18 protein-coding genes are annotated in these 21,707 nt (G+C 50.9%); 14 read left to right on the plus strand and 4 right to left on the minus strand.

Features of this window, described 5'->3' with window-relative positions:
* Positions 1-34 precede the first annotated feature (34 nt).
* From H1S01_RS00085 to H1S01_RS00110, 6 genes are all read left to right on the plus strand, one after another.
* Positions 35-241 carry a 4Fe-4S binding protein gene (locus H1S01_RS00085; RefSeq protein ID WP_155475672.1) on the plus strand — a complete coding sequence of 69 codons (207 nt, stop codon included), beginning with the start codon at positions 35-37 and terminating at the stop codon, positions 239-241.
* A 31-nt stretch (positions 242-272) separates the two neighbouring features.
* Positions 273-1,370, plus strand: a complete 1,098-nt coding sequence (locus tag H1S01_RS00090; RefSeq protein WP_188038108.1) for a 3-methyl-2-oxobutanoate dehydrogenase subunit VorB — start codon at positions 273-275, stop codon at positions 1,368-1,370.
* Positions 1,371-2,120 carry a thiamine pyrophosphate-dependent enzyme gene (locus H1S01_RS00095; protein ID WP_188038109.1) on the plus strand — a complete coding sequence of 250 codons (750 nt, stop codon included), beginning with the start codon at positions 1,371-1,373 and terminating at the stop codon, positions 2,118-2,120.
* A 1-nt stretch (position 2,121) separates the two neighbouring features.
* Complete coding sequence (locus H1S01_RS00100; protein WP_188038110.1) at positions 2,122-2,676, plus strand: 2-oxoacid:acceptor oxidoreductase family protein; 555 nt, start codon at positions 2,122-2,124, stop codon at positions 2,674-2,676.
* Between the two features lie 484 nt (positions 2,677-3,160).
* Positions 3,161-4,942, plus strand: a complete 1,782-nt coding sequence (locus tag H1S01_RS00105) for an L-lactate permease (RefSeq protein WP_188038111.1) — start codon at positions 3,161-3,163, stop codon at positions 4,940-4,942.
* A gap of 20 nt (positions 4,943-4,962) precedes the next feature.
* Positions 4,963-5,649, plus strand: coding sequence for a FadR/GntR family transcriptional regulator (locus H1S01_RS00110; protein WP_188038112.1), 687 nt, complete (start codon positions 4,963-4,965; stop codon positions 5,647-5,649).
* Positions 5,650-5,887: 238 nt separating this feature from the next.
* Here H1S01_RS00110 and H1S01_RS00115 read toward each other — a convergent pair whose 3' ends face one another.
* A complete protein-coding gene (locus H1S01_RS00115; protein ID WP_188038113.1) occupies positions 5,888-7,318 on the minus strand; it encodes an MFS transporter in 1,431 nt (476 codons plus the stop codon).
* Between the two features lie 278 nt (positions 7,319-7,596).
* Between H1S01_RS00115 and H1S01_RS00120 the strand changes: the two genes are divergently transcribed.
* From H1S01_RS00120 to H1S01_RS00135, 4 genes are read left to right on the plus strand one after another with little or no spacing between them, the layout of a single operon-like run.
* Positions 7,597-8,157, plus strand: a complete 561-nt coding sequence (locus H1S01_RS00120; RefSeq protein WP_188038114.1) for a LutC/YkgG family protein — start codon at positions 7,597-7,599, stop codon at positions 8,155-8,157.
* Between the two features lies 1 nt (position 8,158).
* On the plus strand, positions 8,159-10,324 hold the full coding sequence (ldhH, locus tag H1S01_RS00125) for an L-lactate dehydrogenase (quinone) large subunit LdhH (protein WP_188038115.1): 2,166 nt from the start codon (positions 8,159-8,161) through the stop codon (positions 10,322-10,324).
* Between the two features lie 18 nt (positions 10,325-10,342).
* A complete protein-coding gene (locus H1S01_RS00130) occupies positions 10,343-11,731 on the plus strand; it encodes an FAD-binding oxidoreductase (RefSeq protein WP_188038116.1) in 1,389 nt (462 codons plus the stop codon).
* A 1-nt stretch (position 11,732) separates the two neighbouring features.
* Entirely contained in the window at positions 11,733-13,040 is a 1,308-nt protein-coding gene (locus H1S01_RS00135; RefSeq protein ID WP_188038117.1) for a (Fe-S)-binding protein, read from the plus strand.
* A gap of 172 nt (positions 13,041-13,212) precedes the next feature.
* Here H1S01_RS00135 and H1S01_RS00140 read toward each other — a convergent pair whose 3' ends face one another.
* From H1S01_RS00140 to H1S01_RS00150, 3 genes are all read right to left on the minus strand, one after another.
* Positions 13,213-13,845 carry a peroxiredoxin family protein gene (locus H1S01_RS00140; RefSeq protein WP_188038118.1) on the minus strand — a complete coding sequence of 211 codons (633 nt, stop codon included), beginning with the start codon at positions 13,843-13,845 and terminating at the stop codon, positions 13,213-13,215.
* Positions 13,846-14,107: 262 nt separating this feature from the next.
* Positions 14,108-15,868, minus strand: a complete 1,761-nt coding sequence (locus H1S01_RS00145) for an L-lactate permease (protein WP_188038119.1) — start codon at positions 15,866-15,868, stop codon at positions 14,108-14,110.
* 462 nt (positions 15,869-16,330) lie between these two features.
* Positions 16,331-17,236 carry an FAD-dependent oxidoreductase gene (locus tag H1S01_RS00150; protein ID WP_188038120.1) on the minus strand — a complete coding sequence of 302 codons (906 nt, stop codon included), beginning with the start codon at positions 17,234-17,236 and terminating at the stop codon, positions 16,331-16,333.
* A gap of 208 nt (positions 17,237-17,444) precedes the next feature.
* Between H1S01_RS00150 and H1S01_RS00155 the strand changes: the two genes are divergently transcribed.
* The 4 genes from H1S01_RS00155 (at position 17,445) to sdhB (ending at position 21,433) form a co-directional block, all read left to right on the plus strand.
* Positions 17,445-17,813 carry a hypothetical protein gene (locus tag H1S01_RS00155; protein WP_188038121.1) on the plus strand — a complete coding sequence of 123 codons (369 nt, stop codon included), beginning with the start codon at positions 17,445-17,447 and terminating at the stop codon, positions 17,811-17,813.
* Positions 17,814-18,293: 480 nt separating this feature from the next.
* Positions 18,294-18,911 carry a succinate dehydrogenase/fumarate reductase transmembrane subunit gene (locus tag H1S01_RS00160; RefSeq protein ID WP_155475687.1) on the plus strand — a complete coding sequence of 206 codons (618 nt, stop codon included), beginning with the start codon at positions 18,294-18,296 and terminating at the stop codon, positions 18,909-18,911.
* A 21-nt stretch (positions 18,912-18,932) separates the two neighbouring features.
* On the plus strand, positions 18,933-20,684 hold the full coding sequence (sdhA, locus tag H1S01_RS00165; RefSeq protein ID WP_188038122.1) for a succinate dehydrogenase flavoprotein subunit: 1,752 nt from the start codon (positions 18,933-18,935) through the stop codon (positions 20,682-20,684).
* Between the two features lie 2 nt (positions 20,685-20,686).
* Positions 20,687-21,433, plus strand: coding sequence for a succinate dehydrogenase iron-sulfur subunit (sdhB, locus tag H1S01_RS00170; RefSeq protein WP_188038123.1), 747 nt, complete (start codon positions 20,687-20,689; stop codon positions 21,431-21,433).
* Positions 21,434-21,707 lie beyond the last annotated feature (274 nt).

The following is a 21,707-nucleotide window of genomic DNA, read 5'->3' on the forward strand; positions in this document are numbered from 1 at the left end:
TAAACCATAGCAGAATTGGGAGGTGTACTCACTGATGGCAAGAGCAATATTTCAAGAGGACCGCTGCAAAGGCTGTGGACTATGTACGGCGGCCTGTCCGACGGGGATTGTCGTCCTCGATGCATCGCGGTTGAATTCAAAGGGATTCCAACCGGCTATCGTTACGGACAAGGAAAAATGCAATGGCTGTGCCTTATGCGCTCGCATGTGTCCCGATCTGGTCATCCAAGTCGAGAGATAACCGGCAACATTCGTAAAGAAAGGTGAACAAGATGACTCAAAAAGTGTTGATGAAGGGGAATGAGGCCATCGCCGAAGCGGCCATCCGCGCTGGTTGCCGATTCTTCTTCGGATATCCCATTACGCCGCAGAACGAACTGTTAGAATACATGGCTCGCAATTTGCCGAAAGTGGACGGCGTCTTCCTGCAATCGGAAAGTGAGATTGGTGCCATCAATATGGTCATGGGTGCCGCTTGCACCGGTGCTCGCGTGATGACATCCTCTTCCGGACCGGGCATCAGCCTTAAACAAGAAGGGATCTCTTACATAGCTGGTTCTGAACTTCCCGCCGTTATCGTCAATATCATGCGCACAGGCCCTGGACTCGGTGGAATTGCGCCGACACAAAGCGATTACTACCAAGCGGCCAAAGGAGGCGGCCACGGCGACTATCGGCTTATGGTACTCGCACCTTCTTCCGTACAGGAGATGGCCGACCTCATGTTCCTCGCCTTTGACAAGGCTGATGAATACAGGAACCCCGTCATGGTTCTCGGCGACGGCGTTCTCGGCCAAATGATGGAGCCTGTCATCTTGCCTGAGCCCAAAGAAGGCAAGGGAGTAGAAAAACCGTGGGCCACCACCGGAAAGGGAAACAACCCTAAGTCAAAACTAATTACTTCATTATATATTAAGCCGGAAGAGGCGGAAAAGTTCTGCGAACACCTGGCTGCGAAGTACCTCACCATGGCCGAAAGGGACACCCGTTGGGAGTCCTACCGGACAGAAGACGCGGAGATCATCGTCGTTGCTTACGGTACGGCAGCCCGCCTTTGCATGGCAGCAGTCGATATGGCCCGTGATAAAGGGATTCGTGCCGGTTTAATTCGACCGATCACCTTGTTCCCGTTCCCTTCAGCTCCGATTTATGCAGCAGCTGAAAAAGGAGCCCGTTTCTTAACGGTGGAACTAAGCACAGGCCAGATGGTGGACGATGTTCGACTGGCCGTCAGCGGTAAATCGACAGTGAGCTTTTACGGTCGTTCCGGTGGAATGGTTCCCGATCCCCGCGACATCCTTTCTCAGATTGAGCAAATCGAAAGCGAAAAGAACGGTTCCACGGCCGCGACTGAGGGAGGAGCAGCGTAAATGGCTAAAATCGTCTTTACCCGACCGAAGAGCATGAAAGATGTGGTCACTCACTATTGTCCCGGCTGCCATCATGGCATCATTCACCGGCTCGTCGGGGAAGCCCTCGATGAACTGGAATTAGCGCCGAAAACGATTGGAGTGGCACCGGTAGGATGCTCTGTCTTTATCTATGATTATATCGATACCGATTTCATTCAAGCATCCCATGGACGGGCTCCGGCCGTAGCGACCGGTGTCAAACGAGCTTTACCGGACAAATTCGTTTTTACCTACCAGGGAGACGGCGATCTGGCGGCTATTGGGACGGCTGAAATCATCCACGCGGCTGCACGGGGAGAGAACATTACCGTCATCTTCGTCAATAACGCCATTTATGGCATGACGGGAGGGCAGTCGGCACCGACGACCCTCGTCGGACAATCATCGACGACGACCCCCAAAGGACGGACTTCTCAAAATGATGGCTTTCCGATTCAAGTCTGCGAGATGTTAAACACCCTGCAAGGACCTTCCATGATTAGTCGTGTCGCCGTCCATACGCCGGCTCAGGTGATTCGGGCCAAAAAAGCGATTCGCCGAGCTTTCCAGTGCCAAGTGGAAGGGCGAGGATTCTCTTTTGTCGAGGTTCTCTCTGCTTGTCCCACTAACTGGGGGATGACACCGCTCGATGCGGGCAAATGGCTGGAAAACGAGATGATTCCCTATTATCCGGTAAAAGATTTCCGGATCCCTGAGGGGGTGCAGTGATATGGAACATCGCATGATATTCGCTGGTTTCGGCGGTCAAGGGGTCATGCTCATGGGTCAGTTGGTGGCCTATGCCGGGATGTTGGAAGGAAAGCATGTCGCCTGGATTCCCTCATACGGACCAGAAATGCGCGGCGGTACTGCCAACTGTGCTGTCACCGTATCGGACAAACCGATCGCTTCTCCTATCGTCTATGAACCGACGGCAGCTATTGTCCTGAATCAGCCGTCACTGGAAAAGTTCGCCCCTCAACTGACTCCCGGCGGGCAATTGTTGATTAACTCATCTCTGATCAGCGGTATCAGCTCCCGTGCCGATATCAACCAGGTTTGCCTGAAAGCGAACGATCTGGCCAACCAATTGGGTAACTTAAAAGTGGCTAATATGTTCCTGTTAGGGGCCCTTATCGGATTGACCGAGTTTATCCATATAGAATCTGTCATCGAAGCCCTGAAAAAAGTGTTGCCTCCTCACCGGCATAACCTCCTCGAGGTAAACCGTCAGGCCTTGCAAAAAGGTTTGGAATATGTAACTTCTAGTTCCCTAGGGGCGTAATTTTACCAGTAAAAGATCATAACTACGAGTAAAAGATTATACATCAGAGAAGAACACGCTACTCCCTGTTGGGTAGCGTGTTCTTTTTGTAGAATACTAATCAATTATTTCTAAATGAACCAACTAAGTTATCGCCTTTCTAAAAATATTGAAGTATAACAAAGGAGGATCTAAAGAAATCCCGTCGAAACTATATCCGTGGACAAGTGGTCTGACAACCAAGCCGATCACTGAGTAATCGTAAAAGGGGGGATTAGGAAAAAGGATTGACCATTTTTGTTACTTGGCGATTCCATGAACCGTTGGGCCTTTTCTCCTGAGATTTGAACCAATTGATTCTTCCGTTTCTAGATTTTTTGCGTCCCTAAAGAGAAAAAAGACAGATAAGTATCAAGAAATTAGAGAAAGATACCACTATATTTAATGTTTTGCACACTATTGATTTATGCACACTATTTGATTAGGACGCGGAGGTAAATAGAAAATGGCATGGACACAAAATTTTAACCCCATGGGAAACCTGGGGCTATCAGCTCTTGTTGCCCTGATCCCCATTATTTTCTACGCCTGGGCGTTGGCTGTAAAACGGATGAAAGGGCACATGGCAGGCCTTTTCACCGTAGCCATCGCTGTCGCCGTAGCGGTTCTAGGATTTGGCATGCCCCTACAGACGACCATCCTGACCACCCTTTTCGGCGCTCTCTACGGTCTTTTTCCTATCGGCTTTATTGTCGTCGCTGCAGTCTTTATGTACAACTTGATCGTTAAGTCCGGTCAGTTCGAAGTGATCAAGGCTTCCATCGCATCGATCACCGATGATCGCCGTCTGCAAGTTCTCTTGATTGCCTTTTGTTTTGGTGCCTTTTTAGAAGGCGCAGCCGGCTTTGGTACACCTGTGGCCATCGCCGGGGCTATGTTGGTCGGTCTTGGCTTTAGTCCCTTAATGGCTGCTGGCTTGTCGCTCGTAGCCAATACAGCTCCTGTTGCTTACGGCGGTATCGGCATCCCCGTAATCGCCGGCGCCGGTGTAGCTGGTCTCGATCCCCTGCCGGTCAGCCAAATGATCGCGCTGCAACTGCCCGTCCTTTCGATTTTCGTTCCTTTCCTTCTTGTCTGGATATTGTCCGGATGGAAGGGCATGATCGAGGTATGGCCTGCCATCACCGTCGTTAGTGTCACCTTTACCCTCGGGCAGTGGTCGGCGGCGACCTTTACCGGTCCCATGCTGGCCGATATCGTTGCTTCCATGCTTTCCCTCGTATCGCTCATCGTCTTTCTGCGCGTATGGAAACCGAAAAACGTCTGGCGTTTTCCTGGGGAAAAAGCAGCTGGCCGCGCTGTTCGTAAGCTTAGCGCCGGCTCTATCATCGCTGCTTGGTCGCCCTTTGTCATCCTTACCGCTCTCATCGGCGACTGGGGCGTAAACAGCGTCAAAGCAGTCCTGGAAACGGCTACGGTAAAATTTAATTTTCCTGGTCTAACTGGCGCAATCATCGACCCGACGACCCAGAAAGCCATGGATGTTTTGTTTAAATTCAACTGGCTTTCCTCCGCTGGTACGGCAATCATGATCGCCGCCTTTCTCACCCTAATCGTCTTACGAATGAAATTGAGCGACGGAGTGGCGGTCTTCAAAGATACGTTATACAGCCTTCGATTCTCCCTCTTATCGGTAGCCTCTGTCCTAGGATTCGCCTATATCGCTAACTACTCCGGACTTTCCACTACCTTAGGTTTAGCTCTCACGGTAACAGGTCAATACTTCCCGATCTTTTCACCCATGTTGGGCTGGATCGGCGTCTTTATCACTGGTTCAGATACCTCAGCTAATGCTCTCTTTTGCAAACTGCAAGAGGTCACAGCGATGGGCATCAACATCAACCCCATTTTGACCGTAGCGGCCAACACATCAGGTGGCGGTACGGCGAAAATGATCTCACCGCAGTCGATCGCGGTAGCCTGCGGCTCCGTCGGTATGATCGGCCGCGAATCGGAACTGTTCCGCTTCACCCTCAAGTATAGTCTCATCTTCGTAGCCGCTATGGGTGTACTGACCTATACGCAAGCGTACTTCGTTCCCGCTATGATCCCCGATGTTGTTCGTGCCGGTGCCGCCGTTACTGCGACGGCTTCTGCCGCTGTGCTTCAGCAAGGAATTATCGTACTCGCCGTAACGGCAGTTGTTCTCTTTGCTCTCGGCGCTTATGTATTAGGGCAAACAGCCAAAAAGACAGTCGTCGAAGAAGTAAATCCTACCCATCGGTAAAAAAGGCGGTGTAATTGAATATGGATGTCCGGTCGGTACAACCCCGAAGAATCCAGCATGAGGTCGTTGATCATATCAAAGACCTGATTGAAGAGCGTGCGCTTCAACCTGGCGACAAGTTACCTTCGGAACGAGAACTGGCCGAGATGTTCAAAGTAAGCCGAACGGCTGTTCGTGAGGCCTCCAGTGCGCTGCAGGTACTGGGAATTCTTGAAGTTCGACGCGGTGAAGGAACTTTTGTTTCCAAGCCTCGGGATTTTGGAAAAGCGGAAGCATTGGCCCGCATTTTAGCTGCTGACCATGGTACGGAAAGAGATCTGCAGGAAATGCGCATCATTGTCGAAGTAGCAGCAGCCGCTCTTGCTGCGAAGCGATGTGGAACGACCGAATTGGATTTAATTAACCATTCCATTCGCGAACTACGCCGGGCTGTCTGGCGCAATCAATCCGGTGTCGAAGCGGATTTTCAGTTCCATTTCACCGTCATCATGGCGGCACAGAACCCCTACTTGTTTCGCTTTATGGATTATTTCTCAGATATCATCCGTGCGAGCATTGAGAATCACTGGAAAAACAATATCACTACACGGGACGATTGCGAAGCTGTCCTGAATGCCCATCAGGCCATTTGCGATGCAATTCTACAGGGCGATTCCGTAAAAGCCCGTCAACTGATGCATGATCATCTCAAAAGCCCGCTAGAATAAGCATCTTTAAGCAATGACAAGGGGAAGACCGATTCCGGTCTTCCCCGGTTTACTTTTTAATGTGGTTTTCTTTTACAGAAATCAATTTTACGATTATTCCACGGAGACTCACGATGTTCTTTGTTTATACTTTTTTATCTACTGCGGCAGGTCTTTCACAGGGCTATTTGCGGGTACAGAGACCTTGGAGTTTGGTGTCAATTGAACAGTCTTCATGTTTTCCTTGGGTTGCACATTGCTATGACTTTCCGCTTGCACCGTCTTCGTTGCATGAGGATCTCCTTGAATTCCTTTCATCTTCAACACCTCCATCCTTAGTTTCTCCTTTGTCTTCGGAATCATGAGTTACTTCTTGACGTTGACGATCATCGGGACGAAAAGCCGGAGCGAGACGAGGTTGAACGATGTTGGCTTCATTAGCCTCTAACCTTCGGGGATCGGGAAGCCTCGATGCCATCAGCACTGCTAAAATTTCTATAGCGGCTATCGCCCAGAAAATCCAGGTCATCGGGATGAGCTTGAGAAAAGCACCCGCTGCGATCGGGAGCAATCCTACAGGAGCGGCAAAGAGGTTTGACAAACTGACATAGATCGGCCGCTTCGCCGCTGGCGTCGTCTCCATCAAGTAATTGACAAAACCGAGCCAACCGCCTAAAACCATGCCCACACCGAGAAAACCGAAACCCGTCCCGATAAAAGCAGCCATTCCAGCTAATCGCTGCGAAAAGAGAATCACCAGGGGGACGAGAAGATTGATGACGGTGGTCACGATGATCGTCTTACGGTTACCGACCCGATCACTGAGATACCCCAGCAGCAATCCGCCGCTGACTTGGCCGAGCACTTGGATCGTCAGCAAGATAGCAGCGGCCCCTCTAGGTAATACCCCTGCCTGCTGGACAAAAAGAATATAAAAAGGGAAGCCTAACACGTTAAATCCAGTCAATACCTGAACGATCAGCATGCGAGTGAAGAGCCGGTGCTCTTGTAGGTATTGCGGGATATGGCTGATCACATGGCCGACAGACAAATCCCGGTCCTTGCGGTTCTGTTTCACCGGATCCTTGGTGAAGCGGATGGCGAAAGCAGAAGCAACCAAAAAAGTGACGGCCAATGAGAAGAGCAATGAAAAATCGGTAGGGAATTCCCACCGCGGAGAACCCAAGATGCGTTGCACCAACAGGGTTCCGCCGAAAGCGCCGAGCCCTCCGAGGGACTGCATGATCCCCATCATCTTCCCGCGATGGGACTCGTCGATGGTTCGGCCGAATATATCCATCCAGGGCACTTGGCCGACCCCTTCGCCAAAGGCGAAGATAGTGAAAGAGACGAGAAATAGGGTAGCTGTCACCGATGCGGGCCAACCGAACCAGATGGACAGGACCGGTAGCAGTAACTGAGTCCGAGTGAAGAGGTGCGTTCGAAAAATAAACCGGTTTAGATGTTCCGCTCCGGTGACCCACCCGGCCAGGAGTATCTGGGGGAGAAAAAAGCCGATGGAGCGAACCGTTGCGGCTAATCCCACGAGCAGGGGAGAATGGGTAAGGTTGTTCAAAAACAGAGGCACGATGATGGTGGTATCAATAAAGGCCAGTGCTGTAAAATAAAGCGCCCCGTTGGCGGTCATAAAATAAAAGTTTCGCCGGTCAACTGCATCCCGCCATTCCAACGCGAATCGTACCCCTCTCTGATTAAAACTCCCTCTTATCATGAATCAATCACTGCCTCTTTCATTCTCCTAACGTTTAAGTAAAAAGGGGGATTCGAAGAGACATTTTCCTTTTGAGAAAAGCAGGATTCCTGATGGGCTCGTCGAATGTCTACCTATTAGAACGCTGGTCTGGCCATCTGAACTCTTATTTGTACTTTTTTTAACAAGTGTGGATACTTTGTAGCGGTCTGACCACCTGTCCACTATGAACATGGCAGTAAAAGGAGTTGGCAACATTGTCCACGGAAAAGCTTTTTTCCGTTTTCCAGGCTAAAGCGGAAAGCATGAGTGCACAAGTCCACCGTGTAGGCACTTACGCTGCAGCCGGGGAACTTATCGCCGCAAAAGTGAAAGAACTGAAGGCAGAAAAAGTGCATCTCTTTCCAAGCCCGCAGTTGGAGAAAACCAACTGCCGAGCAACCTTAGCAGGAACCGGAGTAAAAATCTCCGAGAAACTCGACCGGGCCGAACTGGACGTTACCGATGTCGGTATCAATTTCGTACCATATGCGGTTGCGGAAACAGGATCAATCTTTCATCCTGAAGAAAATCCCCTGGGTCGAATGGTGACCATGCTGCCCCCAACCCATATTGCCATCGTTCCAACCTCAAAAATTCTCCCGACGGTAGCCGATGCACTGGTGACCGTTGTTGCAGATTATGGGAAAGTTCCCGGATACATGTCTTTCATTTCCGGTCCTAGCCGTACTGCCGATATTGAACGGGTCTTGACGATAGGCGTTCATGGGCCCAGCCGACTGATTGTCATTCTGGTCGACGAAGGGATGGAAAAGTAAGATGTCCAACCAGGAAAAAAATCAAGACTTTAAAGCATCCATTCAGAAGGCTTTACAAGACCAGGTCATGCGGGGCGCCTTAAGCCGCTTTGCCGACGCCTATCCCACGGCCAGGAAGAACGCCTACCAAGGGGTGGACATCGAAGCACTGCGCGGCGAGATCGCCTGTTCGAAGGCAAAAAACGGCGATGACCTGGATCAATTGATTAAAATGTTCACCGAAAACGCTACCAAACGGGGAGCTAAGGTCTATTTTGCCAAAACAGCTGACGATGCCAATCGCTACATCGCCAACCTGGCTGTAGACCGAGGCGTCAAACGAATCGTAAAATCCAAGTCCATGGCCTCCGAAGAGATTCATTTGAACGATCACCTGAAAAAAGCCGGCATGATCGTCAATGAAACAGATTTAGGTGAATGGATCATCCAGTTGGCCGGCCAAAAGCCAAGCCACATGGTGATGCCCGCAATTCACCTTTCTAAAGAGCAGGTAGCCGGCTATTTCAGCAAAGAGATGAAATCGGATATTCCTCCCGATATTCCCTTGATGGTGCAAAAAGCCCGTGTCGAGTTGCGGACTAAATTCATCGAAGCCGATATGGGTATCTCCGGCGCAAACATGGCCGTTGCAGAGACAGGCTCTATCGCCACAGTGACGAATGAAGGGAACGCCCGTCTGACGACGACGCTGCCTCGAATTCACGTCGCACTTGTCGGTATTGAGAAAATCATCCGCAACATGCAAGAAGCGGCCAATATCATCAAAGCGCTGCCCAAAAGCGCTACCGGTCAGCTCATCACCAGTTACGTCACTTTCGTCACCGGTGTCACCCCTACGGAAGTAGACGGTCAGGTGCAAGATAAAGAACTGCACATCGTCCTCATGGACAATGGCCGCAGTGATATGCTCAAAGATCCCGAATTCAAACAAGCCTGGCAGTGTATCCGCTGCGCCTCTTGCTTAAACGTATGTCCGGCCTACCAGATGGTTGGCGGTCACGTCTACGGTCACATCTATGCCGGCGGCATCGGTGCCATCTTAACCTTCTTCTTCAATGATCCAGAAGACGCCGAGAAACCGCAAAACCTCTGCTTGGGCTGTGGTCGCTGTACGGAAGTCTGCCCCGGTAAAATCCCTATCCCCGATCTGATCCTGAAGATGCGCCGCCGCATGGCCGAAAAGAACGGCCTGAAGATGATCCCGAAAGCTATCTTCAGTGTCGTTGCCAACCGGAAACTAATGCACAGCCTACTTCGGGTCGCTTCCATCGGCCAGTTTCCCCTGACTGGCGGCAAGCCCTATATCCGCCACTTACCTTTCTTTTTTTCAGAATTGACGAAAGAGCGCAGCTTGCCGGCCGTGGCTCCGCAGCCATTCCGTGATTTCGCCAAAGAACATGAGAAAAAGAACACTGGCAAGAAAAAGCGGGTGAACTTCTACGGCGGATGTCTCATCGACTTCTGCTACCCCCATATCGGCAAAGCCGTTTATGAAGTGTTGGAACACGCCGGATGTGAAGTTTACTTCCCCTGGGAGCAAGCCTGCTGCGGCGCCCCGGCTAAATATATGGGCGATGGAGAGACCCAAATCCGCCTGGCGAAACAAAACGTCGCCGCCATGGAAGAAGGAAACCCCGATTATATCGTTTCTGCCTGCCCCACATGTACCGTCGCACTGCTCGAAGACATCGTCGATGTACTCAAAGAGGAACCTCAGTGGCATGAACGGGCAAAAAAGGTAGCTGCCAAGGTTCGCGACTTCTCCGACCTCGTCGCTGAGCTCGGTGTCAAGACAGGTAAGAAGTCCAAGCCCTTGGCCCGGAAAAAATTCACCTATCACGACTCCTGTCACTACCGCCGCCATCTCCATCTCTCCGACATCCCCCGTAAGCTGCTGACGGAAGTGGCCGGCATGGACCTCATCGAGATGAAAGACTGTGATCAATGCTGCGGCATGGCCGGCTCCTATCTGGTGAAATTCCCTGAGATCTCGGCGCCGATTCTCCAGAAAAAGCTGGATAACATCACGGCGACCGGCGCTGAAATGGTATGTGTCGACTGCCCCGGATGCGTCATGCAAATTGCCGGTGGTCTTGATAAAAAACGCAGCTCCGTCCAGGTAAAGCATACCGCCGAAATCTTGGCTGAGTCCCTGCGCAAAGGATAATTAAGGAGGCAGTATTATATGTCCGTTCAACAAGCGATCCGTGAGATGGAAACTCTTTTAGGCAAAGAACGGGTTCTGACCACGATTGAGGATTTGGCCTGCTACGCTTTTGATGCCACAGCAGATATGCCCTCTCATCGACCCGATGCGATCGTTCTCCCCCAAACGACGGAAGAAGTTCAAGCGATCATGCGCATCGCCAGCAAGCACAAAACGCCGATCTATCCTCGGGGAGCCGGCACCAACCTCTCCGGTGGTACGATCCCCCTCAAAGGCGGCGTCGTCGTCACCTTCCAACGGATGAACAAGATTCTCGAAATCGACGCGGAGAACCTAACGGCTACGGTCCAGCCGGGCGTGGTTATTCAATCGCTAAACACAGCCGTAGCCCCTTATGGCCTCATCTACCCTCCTGATCCGGGAACGGTTTCTACGGCAACGATGGCCGGCTCTACGGCGGAGTGCTCCGGCGGCTTGCGGGGCTTAAAATACGGCGTGACCAAGCACTATATCATGGGCCTGGAAGTTGTCCTGGCCAACGGTGAAAAATTCCGCTGCGGCGGTAAGACTGTCAAGAATGTCACCGCCTATGATCTGGTCAAGCTCTTCACCGGCTCCGAAGGTACCCTGGGCATCATCACCGAACTTATCGTCAAATTGATTCCTGCTCCGGAGTCCCGTAAGTCCATGTTGGCCATTTTTAGCGATCTTGATGACGCGGGCAAGGCCATCGCTGGGATCATTTCGGCTAAAGTCATCCCCGCCACATTGGAGATCATGGATAAAACGACGATTCAGACGGTAGAATCCTTCTCCCATGCCGGTTTGCCGACCGATGCAGAAGCCGTACTGCTCATCGAAGTGGACGGAATCCCGGAAGTCGTCGCCAAAGAAGCCGAGTCTGTGGAAGAAGTCTGCAAACAATTTAAGGGCAATGTTCGCGTCGCCGAGACTGATAAAGAGCGCGATCAGCTATGGGCCGCCCGCCGCGCCGCTCTGCCGGCGTTGGCTCAAAAATCGCCGACGACCGTTCTGGAAGATGCCACTGTGCCTCGATCCCGCATCCCTGAAATGCTGCGAGCCATCCGCCAAATCGCGAAGAAATATGACCTGCTCATTGGCACCTTCGGTCACGCCGGCGACGGTAACCTGCATCCCACCATCCTCTGTGACGAGCGCAATGAAGAACAGATGAAGCGGGTCCATAAAGCCGTCGACGAGATCTTCCGCGTTGCTGTCGACTTGGGTGGTACCCTTTCCGGTGAACACGGCATCGGTATGGCCAAAATGAAGTACCTCGAATGGGAACTGGGTGCAACTGGGGTGGACGTTCTGCGTCGCATCAAGGAAGCCCTCGATCCGGAATATCTCTTGAACCCCGGAAAAATGGTAGCGGGGAGGAACTAAGATGGCTGACTACAAAACCCTGAAAAAAGCAGGGGAATTGATGCAGCAGTGTATGAAGTGCGGCAACTGCCAAGCTGTCTGCCCACTGTATATGGAAACGATGCATGAAGGCGCTGTAGCTCGGGGGAAAATTCGCCTCGCTGTCGATGTGCTCGAAGGTAGATTGCAGCCGACCCATGGCCTCTTGGATAAGTTTGCTCTTTGTCTGACCTGTAAAGCTTGTGAGGCAAACTGTCCCTGTGGCGTACACTGCGTAGACATCATCCTTGCCGCCCGGGCTCAAATGGCCGAAACAGTCGGCTTGCCGATGATCAAACAATCCATTTTCAAAGGTCTCAAACTGCGCCGGATGTTAAACTTCGGCTTAAAAACGGGCGCTTTGTTCCAAGGTGTTGCCCTGAAGCGTCGCAGTGAAGGTAAAGGACGGACTATGCGTGTTTCCGTCATGGGTATGGATGTCCGCCGGGTTATCCCCGACTTGGCGACCACACCGGCTCGGGACATGTTTGAAGAATATAATCCGGCCCACAGCGGTAAAGGGAAAATGCGGGCAGCCTTTTTCACAGGTTGTGTAAACAACTTTATCTATACGGATACCTGCAAAGCGATTGTGGAAGTGCTCCGGGCGAATGACGTTGATGTCATCATCCCGAAGGCGCAGCACTGTTGCGGAGCTCCCGTCTTCATCAACGGTGACCGTAATATTGGCCGTGAAATGGCTCGTCACAACATCGATGTGTTCACTGCAGCCGATCAAAAGTATAATCTCGATCATATCTTCATGGCTTGCGGGACCTGTGTTTGCTCTTTTGCAGAGCACTACCCCCATCTGTTAGAGAATGATCCTGAATACCAGCGCAAGGCTGAAGTGCTTGCCAAGAAGACGATTGACGCTAACCCCTTAGTCATCAAAGCAGGCGGCCTTGAGAAGCCTATGGGCACTATCGAAAGATCCGTCACTTATCACGACTCCTGCCACTTGGCCAGGGGTATGAAGGTGACCGCGGAGCCGCGCCAGATTCTACGATCCATTCCTGGTGTCAAGTTCTATGAGATGACCAACCCGGCCCGCTGCTGCGGCGGAGCTGGTTCCTTCAGCCTGACCCATTACGACCTGTCTAAACAGGTCACCGCGAAAAAAGCTGCTGACATCAGCCAGACGGGAGCTCAAACGGCTACCACCGGATGTCCCGGTTGCCGTATGACCATCGAGGACGGTTTGGCCCAAGCCCACTTAGCCGTCGATACGGTGCACCCGATCAAGCTGTTATACGAATCCTATAAGCTCAGTGGCGTGATCCGGGATTAAATCAAAACCGGCAATATACCATAGGATGATCTAAAAAAGATGGACTGCCAAGTAAAAGCAGTCCATCTTTTTATTTTAAGCATTTTGAGGTTTCACGTAGACGTGAGCGATGTTGGTCGAAGGGTATTGAGAGTAAGCGTTTGGAGACAGAAGATGACCCAGAAAAATGCCTTTATTTTAAAAGAGCATTTAACTGTTGCGCGAAATTTTCCTTTTCCTTGGCGCCGATAAAGACCTCTCGGATAATCCCGTCTTTATCGATGAAAAATGTGGTTGGTTTAAAGTAAATTCGGTATGCTTTCGAAACGGATTGATTCGGGTCGCTATCGAGCAGCATGGGGAATTTAAGCTTTGCCTTCTCGAAGTATTTAACGCCGTCGTCAGCCTTTCGTTCCTCTTGGGTAAGGTTAACCCCTATGACGACAGCTTTGTCCTTGTATTCTGCCGCTAGAACGTCGATATCGGGCATTTCCTGACGACAGGGGGGGCACCAACTGGCCCAGAAATTAAGCATGACCGGTTTTCCCTTAAAGTCGGCTAAGGAGACTTCCTTGCCGTCGGCTGTCTTCAGCGTAAAGGCTGGAGCAGGCTTGCCGACCATGCCCATCGCAGCGTAGGGAGAGAGGGTAGAGGTGTCTTCCTCGGCGGTTTTCGAGGTAACTTCTGTCGGAGCACTCTTTTTTGAATTCTCTGAATCGGTCAGTGACGTAGCTACTGATCCTTCTTTAGAATTGCAGGCGCTCAGAAGCAGAGTGGAAGAGCTTAACGCGGCAAGTAGAATCCATGTCGATATTTTTTTATGCATATCGATTCAATACCTCCTGGGAAATTGGGATATTTACCGTTGTTTAACTAGCTATTCGATTGATTACCCCTACGGGTATGATATAAGGATATAGTACTGTCTTTTTGATAACCAAGCAAGACTAAAGAACCAACTTCACGTTCTCTGCCTAAACCTATACAGAAGCAAAAAAATGCCCGCACCGTTTCCGGTGCGGGCACACACTATATTGATTTAGACGCGGGCGATACGATGAGGCTTGTCCCGCGACGGGGACCGTTCGTTAGCGCTTCGAATAAGCGCGATTGTCTTCGGTGCGGCCCATGACGGAGAAGCCGAGAATCGCAACGATGACAGCAGTGATACCGAGGAGCATCCAACCATCGGACATATTAACCGCGGCTGCAGCAACGGCGGCAGCACCTTTTTGGTACACGGGAATCATCCAATAGAGGACGGTCGACTGTAAGAATGTAATCACACACACTACCGCAAGGAAGAAGAGAGAGTGCTTTACGGTGAAACGGAAGAGATCCGATTCCTTGCCGACGAGTCCCGTAGCAGCACAAGCGACGGCGATGGACTGAGGAGAAATCATCTTACCGGTAACCCCGCCAGAGGAGTTAGCTGCGACTGTCAAGACTGGGTCGACACCGATCTTATCAGCGGTGATGCCTTGCAGCTTGCCGAAGACAGCGTTAGCGGAAGTGTCAGAGCCGGTGATGAAGACACCCAACCAGCCGAGAATCGGTGAGAAGAAGGGGAAGAGAGCGCCGGTAGTGGCCAGAGCCATCCCCATGGTGTAAGTCATACCGGAAGAGTTACCGATGTAGGCATAACCGAGAACGGAAGCGATGGTGACCATGGGGAACTTGAGTGACTTGACCGTATCCCAGAAGATACCCATCGTTTGACCGAGAGGCATCCGGACAATGAGCATGGTGATGAAGCAGGAAATCAAGATGGCCGTACCGGCGGCAGATAGCCAGTTTAACTTGAATATGGCAGCGATAGGCTGGTTGTTCGCAGGATTGATAACAGCGTTATGGATAATCGGGAAAGCGAATTTAATAGAGACAGTTTCCAAAACAGCGTTGACCGATTTCATTCCCCAGTCACCGACCATGATGGTCAGAATGATGAAGGGGCTCCAAGCTTTCAGCACTTTTTTGAAGGTTAGGTTGCTGGTGGCTTTATAGGTGGCAGATGGTTCGTCAGCAAAACGCCAGATGTTTTTAGGCTTCCAGGATTTTAGGAAGATGACGAGAGCGATGATGGAACACAGAGAAGAGATGATGTCGGGAAGCATGGCGCCTAAGTAGTTTGAAGACCACCATTGTCCGATAGCAAAAGCACCACCGGCGACAAGGGCTGCCGGCCAAACTTCTTTGATGCCTTTCCATCCGGACATGATGTAGACAAGCCAGAAGGGAACGAAGACAGACAGGAAGGGAAGCTGGCGGCCGACCATCTGGGAAATGGTAAAGTCGTCAATACCAGAGACCTGTCCGGCGACGATGATGGGAATCCCGATACCGCCGAAGGCGACAGGAGCTGTGTTAGCGATCAAGCAGAGGCCGGCAGCATAGAGAGGGTTAAAGCCGAGGCCGACAAGCATACCGGCGGAGATAGCGACGGGAGTACCGAAACCAGCTGCACCTTCCAGGAAGGCTCCGAAGGAGAAGGCGATGAGCAGCGCTTGCAGGCGGCGGTCATCGGTGATGGAGGCGATGGAGTCTTTGATGACTTCAAACTGCCCCGACTTAACGGTTAGGTTATATAGAAATACGGCAGTGATGACGATCCAGCAAATGGGGAAGAGACCGTATAAAGCACCTTGAAGGGTGGAGGCAATAGCCACTTGGGCCGGCATGCCATAGACCAGGATAGCGATGAAAACTGCGATGGTGGTGGTAGTCAGACCGGCGATATAGCCTTTCATCTTTTGAATTGCCAACGCCCAGAAGAGATAGAGGATGGGGATTACAGCGATGGCAGCCGAGAGAAAGATGTTACCCATGGGATCATAAACTTGAGTCCACATGAGGAGGCCCCCTTTCAATTTTGCGAAAGTGATTGCAACAATTATCACAATCATGAGTGCACTGAAACCGGATGATAATTAATTGTGATGGCTAGATATCTTTCCGGGCCAGAGGGGTTAGGTTTGCTTATCACCTCCATCTTTCTTTCGGCTGCTGATTTTTCTACTAAGGTATTGATTTTCTAACCAGCAAACCGTAAGGTGGTCAGACCGCTTACGTTATTACTTATTCTCTGACACTTCCCAAAATCCTGCTGCACATAAGCGAAAAATTTAATTTTGTCGAAAAAAATCGAAAAAACAGCCTCTCCTCTCGTGGGATCAGCTGTTCCTCATGGTATGACCAGCAAGGATTACTCGAAAATTACGTAAATCCATTTTATATTATAATAGGAAGGGAAAAAGAGATGATTCACAAATATTCAGAGTTGACCTTTTTGTTTGACTAATAAGAGAATATAATCACAACCCTTTTGCTGGTGTGTGCTGCTGCTCATCGAGAAAACTGACGGCACTTAAGGCAGCGATCGCCCCTTGACCAACCGCCTTGGCCAACTGATAGGGTTTACCGGTGCAATCACCGCCAGCAAAGACGCCGGGCATGTTTGTTCTCATGTGGGCATCGACGATAATGGCCCCATCTCGCGTTTCTAGACCGGGCAGAAGATTTTCTGCTTTCATCGTTTCCCGTAAAATAAAGACGCCGTCGATAGGGATCTCCTGATCGTCGGTCTGCAGCGATGCAATACTTTCAGTCCCTTTGAGTGCCAGGACCTTTCCTTGGGGGAATTCCATGTTTTTAGGATTCGTCGAAGGGGTAAAGGCCTTTGCTCCGTTCTGACTGGTTGCAGAGAGATAATACACCTTTGCTGCCAGTTCACTGAGGAACAGGGCTTCATCCCAAGCCTCCCCCTGAGTATAGTCGATCAGTGCCACCTTTTTGCCTTTATATAAGGGGCCGTCACAAGTAGCACAATAGGATACACCACGACCAAGCAACTCGTTTTCGCCGGGCAAGAGACGTTCAACGTGCACCCCCGTTGCCACAATGACTGTCCTTGACTGATAAGAGTCCCGTCCAGCCATCAATGAAAAAGTACCTTCTCCCCCGTAGATAGCACTTACCCGCGCATCCATCTGTTCAATACCCTGCTGGTGGATATGATCGAAAAAGCGATCCCTCAGTTCGCTTCCGCTGATGGCCGGAAAGCCTAAATAATTATCGACCCGTTCCGCCTTAGCTAACCACTGGCTACAGTCTTTCGTCCCCAGTATGATAAAAGACTTGTTGCGGATCTTAAGATTTAAAGCGGCGGAGAGACCGGCAGGGCCACAACCGACGATGATGCAGTCATATACCTGTGCCACGAGAAGACCTCCTTGTCAAAAGACTTATCGTTATTCTCTCCGGCAGAAGGATTCTCTTTACCTGATTTTTTGGAAATAATTCAAGCAGGGCTGAATAGGATGACGTTAAGGAAAAAGAACATTTTCTACATTGTCCCCTGCCGTTGACCAGCACCCAATGCTTCGTTATAATATTCATAAAATTTAGTCTATTGCGAGGTGAGCCCTATTGCTTCCAAGGGAAGAGACGGTTCTCCAACAGGAACTGCTCATGATGCCCATAGAAGATCTCAAAGCTGAAGCTGCACGCTTGCGAGAGGAATATGCGGCCACCAAGGATATGGAGACTCAAGTTCGCCTTTCCGTAGCGATGGCAGCTCTTTATTACCGCGATCGCCAGAGTGAATACGAAAAAGAGCGAAAACTAGCAGAAACTTTTGCCAAGGTAAAGGGTACGTCAGGAAAGACATGGTTCGTTCCTCCGAAAAGTGAAACCCACCGAACTCGTGTCTACTATATCGGACGAAGCGGTAAAGTGAACTCTACGTCTATCGATGAAATGCGCAACGATTTAGGTGGAACCTGGATGTCCCCCTAAAAAGGAGGCCCTCATCGAAGTTATGATGGGGGTCTTTCCTGTGAGATTTACCCGAACGTATATATTTTTTGTACCGTGTGCAGAAGTGTTTACACTTTGAAGAAATAATGTTCAATCGTTTATACATTTAATGAGCTTAGAAAAAGGGAGATAAATGCACAGAGATTAAGAAAAATGGGGGTAATTCGGTATAAATGGGCTTGTACATACGGTTGACGCAAATTGTTTACAATGCTAAACTACGCAATGAGAACAGGGACAGCCCAATTCATAACTATTTACGGGTTGGAAGGAGGAAGATTGAGAAAAAAAGTGCAAACGGTTGGTGAGAGCCTGGATGCCTTTGTGTGACCCAAGCAGAGGCGGAACCGCGGGATTTTTTTTTGGGTAGAATTTAGAATTTTGTGAATTGGGCGAAAAGGTAGAAGAAAAGAGATAATTTGTTCTTAAATACCCACGGGGGCGGAAAGGAGCAGCGGAATGTCAAACAGTAATCATTTTTTGATCCGTAAAGTTCACTCCCTGCTTGGCATCATTCCGATCGGATTGTTTTTTGCCGAGCACACAGCGATGAACTCTATGGCTATCGTCGATGGCGGCATTTGGTCGGCATGGACGAGCTTTCTCCATCACATGCCGTTTAAGATCTTCTTGGAACTGGGCTTTATCTTCTTACCCATTGCGTTCCACGCGATCTACGGCGCCTATATTGTCTATGTTGCGAAGAACAACACCCTCCAGTACAACTACTTCCGTAACTGGATGTTCTACATTCAACGGATAACAGCCATTATTACCGTACTCTTCGTCGTATGGCACGTTTGGTCACTGAAGACGATGAACTTCTGGAGCACTGGGAGTTATATCAACTCTTTTGGCGCATACCTCTCAAGTCATCCGATCGCCTTTGTGGCTTACGTCATCGGTTTTCTCGCTGCTGCTTTTCACTTCTGCAACGGTATCTGGAGCTTCCTCGTTGCATGGGGTATCACGATTGGTCCGAAGGCTCAAAATGTGGCCTTTATCATCTGCATGGGTCTCATGGGTGTACTCTCCATCGGCGGTCTCGGAGCCCTTTACTCCTTGATGCTGCACTAATGACATTAGAGGTGGGATGAAATGGAAACGCGTATCATCGTAGTTGGTGGCGGTTTGGCGGGTCTGATGGCCGCTATCAAAATCTGCGAAGCTGGAGGGAAAGTTGACCTCTTTTCCCTTGTATCGGTGAAGCGGTCCCACTCGGTCTGCGCGCAAGGCGGGATCAACGGGGCTGTCAACACTAAAGGTGAAGGCGACTCTACCTGGGAACACACGGATGACACCATTTATGGCGGTGACTTCCTGGCGAACCAGCCTCCTGTAAAAGCCATGTGTGACGCAGCCCCCGGGATCATCTACATGATGGACCGCATGGGCGTTATGTTTAACCGTACTCCGGAAGGTCTGCTCGACTTCCGCCGCTTCGGTGGCACCAAGCACCACCGTACGGCCTTCGCAGGCGCTACCACCGGTCAGCAATTACTCTATGCGCTGGACGAACAAGTCCGGAAGTGGGAAGCTGCCGGCCGAGTGACCAAATATGAAAACTGGGACTACCTTTCCTCGGTTGTCGATGACGAAGGCATCTGCCGTGGTATCGTAGCTCAGAACATGGCTACCATGGAGATCAAAGCTTTCCGCGGTGAGGCTACCATCCTGGCCACCGGCGGTATCGGCATGATCTTCGGCCGCTCCACAAACTCGACAATTAACACCGGTTCCCCTCAAGCCTCGGCTTATCAGCAAGGCGCTTTCTATGCTAACGGTGAAATGATTCAGGTTCACCCCACTGCCATCCCTGGTGAAGATAAACTGCGCCTTATGTCTGAGTCGGCCCGCGGTGAAGGCGGACGGGTATGGACGTATAAAGACGGCAAACCTTGGTACTTCCTCGAAGAATGGTATCCGGCCTACGGTAACCTCGTTCCCCGGGACGTAGCGACCCGTGCCATTCACAAAGTAGTCTATGAACTGGGCCTCGGCGTTGACGGCAAAGCTCAGGTCTATCTGGACCTGTCCCACATCGACGCGAAAACGCTGGACCGCAAGCTCGGCGGCATTCTCGAAATCTACGAGAAGTTCGTCGGCGACGATCCGCGCAAAGTGCCCATGAAGATTTTCCCCGGTATGCACTACACCATGGGCGGTCTCTGGACCAACTATGACGGCATGACCAACATCCCTGGCCTCTTCGCATCCGGTGAAGCCGAGTATCAATATCACGGTGCCAACCGGTTAGGGGCTAACTCGCTGCTCTCGGCCATCTTCGGTGGTATGGTCTCTGGACCTGCAACGATAAAATATGCCAAAGGTCTGAAAAAGTCCTCTGCCGATATCGCCCAATCCATCTTCGACCGCGAGCTCAAAAAGCAACAGGCCAAGATGGACGAAATCTATCGTCTCAGCGGTACCGAAAATCCCTACGTCATCCAAGCCGAATTGGGCGATATGATGCTCCAACACGTGACCATTGTCCGGATCAACAAAGACCTCAAAGAAACGGACAACAAGATCCAAGAGCTCATGGCTCGCTGGAAGAAGATCGGTCTGCCCGATACCGGCAAGTACGCCAACCAATCGGCCATCTTCACCCGCCACGTCTGGAATATGCTTGAACTGGCCCGTGTCATCACCATCGGTGCGCTGAACCGGAACGAAAGCCGCGGTGCTCACTTCAAGCCTGAATTCCCCGATCGTGACGATGCCAACTGGCTGAAGACGACCAAGGCCAAATGGACGGCTCAAGGTCCCGCCTTCGAATACGAAGACGTAGATACCTCGATCATCAAACCGCGGCCTCGCCGCTATGATGTCGACAAGGGGGCGAATTAATCATGGCGGAAATGATTCGTCTGCGTGTAAAAAGACAAGACGGGCCGAACGCCGCTTCCCGTTGGGAAGAGTTTAACATTCCCTATACCAAAAACCTCAACGTCATCGCGATGTTGATGCATATTCAGAAAAACCCGGTCATGGCCAACGGTCAAAAGACTACTCCAGTCGTGTTCGAATGCAACTGCCTGGAAGAAGTCTGCGGCGCTTGCAGCATGGTCGTCAACGGCAAACCTCGCCAAGCCTGCTCGTCGCTCGTCGATCAACTGAGCCAGCCGATCACCTTGGAGCCCCTTTCCAAGTTCACCCTTATCCGCGACCTACAAGTGGATCGGACGAAAATGTTTGAAAACCTGAAAAAGGTAAAAGCATGGATCGACATCGACGGCACCTATGATCTAGGCGCTGGCCCCCGCATGGCAGCTCGGGATCAAGAGTGGGCTTATCCTCTCTCTCGGTGCATGACTTGTGGCTGTTGTGCCGAATCTTGCCCGAACTTTAACCAGAAGTCGGCCTTCATTGGTCCGGCAGCCATCTCCCAGGTTCGCCTGTTCAACGCCCATCCTACCGGAGAAATGCAGTCTCATGATCGCCTCGATGCCATCATGGGAGAGGGCGGCATCACTGACTGCGGCAACGCACAAAACTGCGTCCGCGTCTGCCCAAAAGAAATCCCCTTGACCACGTCGATCGCCGATATGGGCCGTCAGACCGTCAAGCGCTGGATTGATCGTGCGCTCCGTTCCTAATCAACTTCTCCAAATACTGGCCTAGTTGGGGCAATTGCCCCAGCTAGGTTTTCCCTACGCCTACGCCAAGTTTAATCTTACATATATTTCCACCATTTATTCGATTCATGCTTGCCTACAAAGTCCGTACATAAAGATACAGTCAGAAATGTTTTGTCATCGCATAGACGCAGCTCTGATCACATCCTAGACTTAGCACATAATGCGGCAAGCTCCAAATGTCCACTGTTGTCCTTAAGGGAATGCCCTACATGAAGGGTGTATCCTTTTGGTT

The sequence above is a fragment of the Heliobacterium chlorum genome (assembly GCF_014502795.1).
GTDB classification, from domain to species: Bacteria; Bacillota; Desulfitobacteriia; order Heliobacteriales; family Heliobacteriaceae; genus Heliobacterium; species Heliobacterium chlorum.

Coding starts and splice junctions, on each gene's coding strand:
- H1S01_RS00095 (WP_188038109.1), top strand. CDS start 1,371: ATGGCTAAAATCGTCTTTACCCGACCGAAGAGCATGAAAGATGTGGTC.
- H1S01_RS00105 (WP_188038111.1), top strand. CDS start 3,161: ATGGCATGGACACAAAATTTTAACCCCATGGGAAACCTGGGGCTATCA.
- H1S01_RS00085 (WP_155475672.1), top strand. CDS start 35: ATGGCAAGAGCAATATTTCAAGAGGACCGCTGCAAAGGCTGTGGACTA.
- sdhA (WP_188038122.1), top strand. CDS start 18,933: ATGGAAACGCGTATCATCGTAGTTGGTGGCGGTTTGGCGGGTCTGATG.
- ldhH (WP_188038115.1), top strand. CDS start 8,159: ATGTCCAACCAGGAAAAAAATCAAGACTTTAAAGCATCCATTCAGAAG.
- H1S01_RS00135 (WP_188038117.1), top strand. CDS start 11,733: ATGGCTGACTACAAAACCCTGAAAAAAGCAGGGGAATTGATGCAGCAG.
- H1S01_RS00100 (WP_188038110.1), top strand. CDS start 2,122: ATGGAACATCGCATGATATTCGCTGGTTTCGGCGGTCAAGGGGTCATG.
- H1S01_RS00145 (WP_188038119.1), bottom strand. CDS start 15,868: ATGTGGACTCAAGTTTATGATCCCATGGGTAACATCTTTCTCTCGGCT.
- H1S01_RS00160 (WP_155475687.1), top strand. CDS start 18,294: ATGTCAAACAGTAATCATTTTTTGATCCGTAAAGTTCACTCCCTGCTT.
- H1S01_RS00140 (WP_188038118.1), bottom strand. CDS start 13,845: ATGCATAAAAAAATATCGACATGGATTCTACTTGCCGCGTTAAGCTCT.
- H1S01_RS00090 (WP_188038108.1), top strand. CDS start 273: ATGACTCAAAAAGTGTTGATGAAGGGGAATGAGGCCATCGCCGAAGCG.
- sdhB (WP_188038123.1), top strand. CDS start 20,687: ATGGCGGAAATGATTCGTCTGCGTGTAAAAAGACAAGACGGGCCGAAC.
- H1S01_RS00110 (WP_188038112.1), top strand. CDS start 4,963: ATGGATGTCCGGTCGGTACAACCCCGAAGAATCCAGCATGAGGTCGTT.
- H1S01_RS00130 (WP_188038116.1), top strand. CDS start 10,343: ATGTCCGTTCAACAAGCGATCCGTGAGATGGAAACTCTTTTAGGCAAA.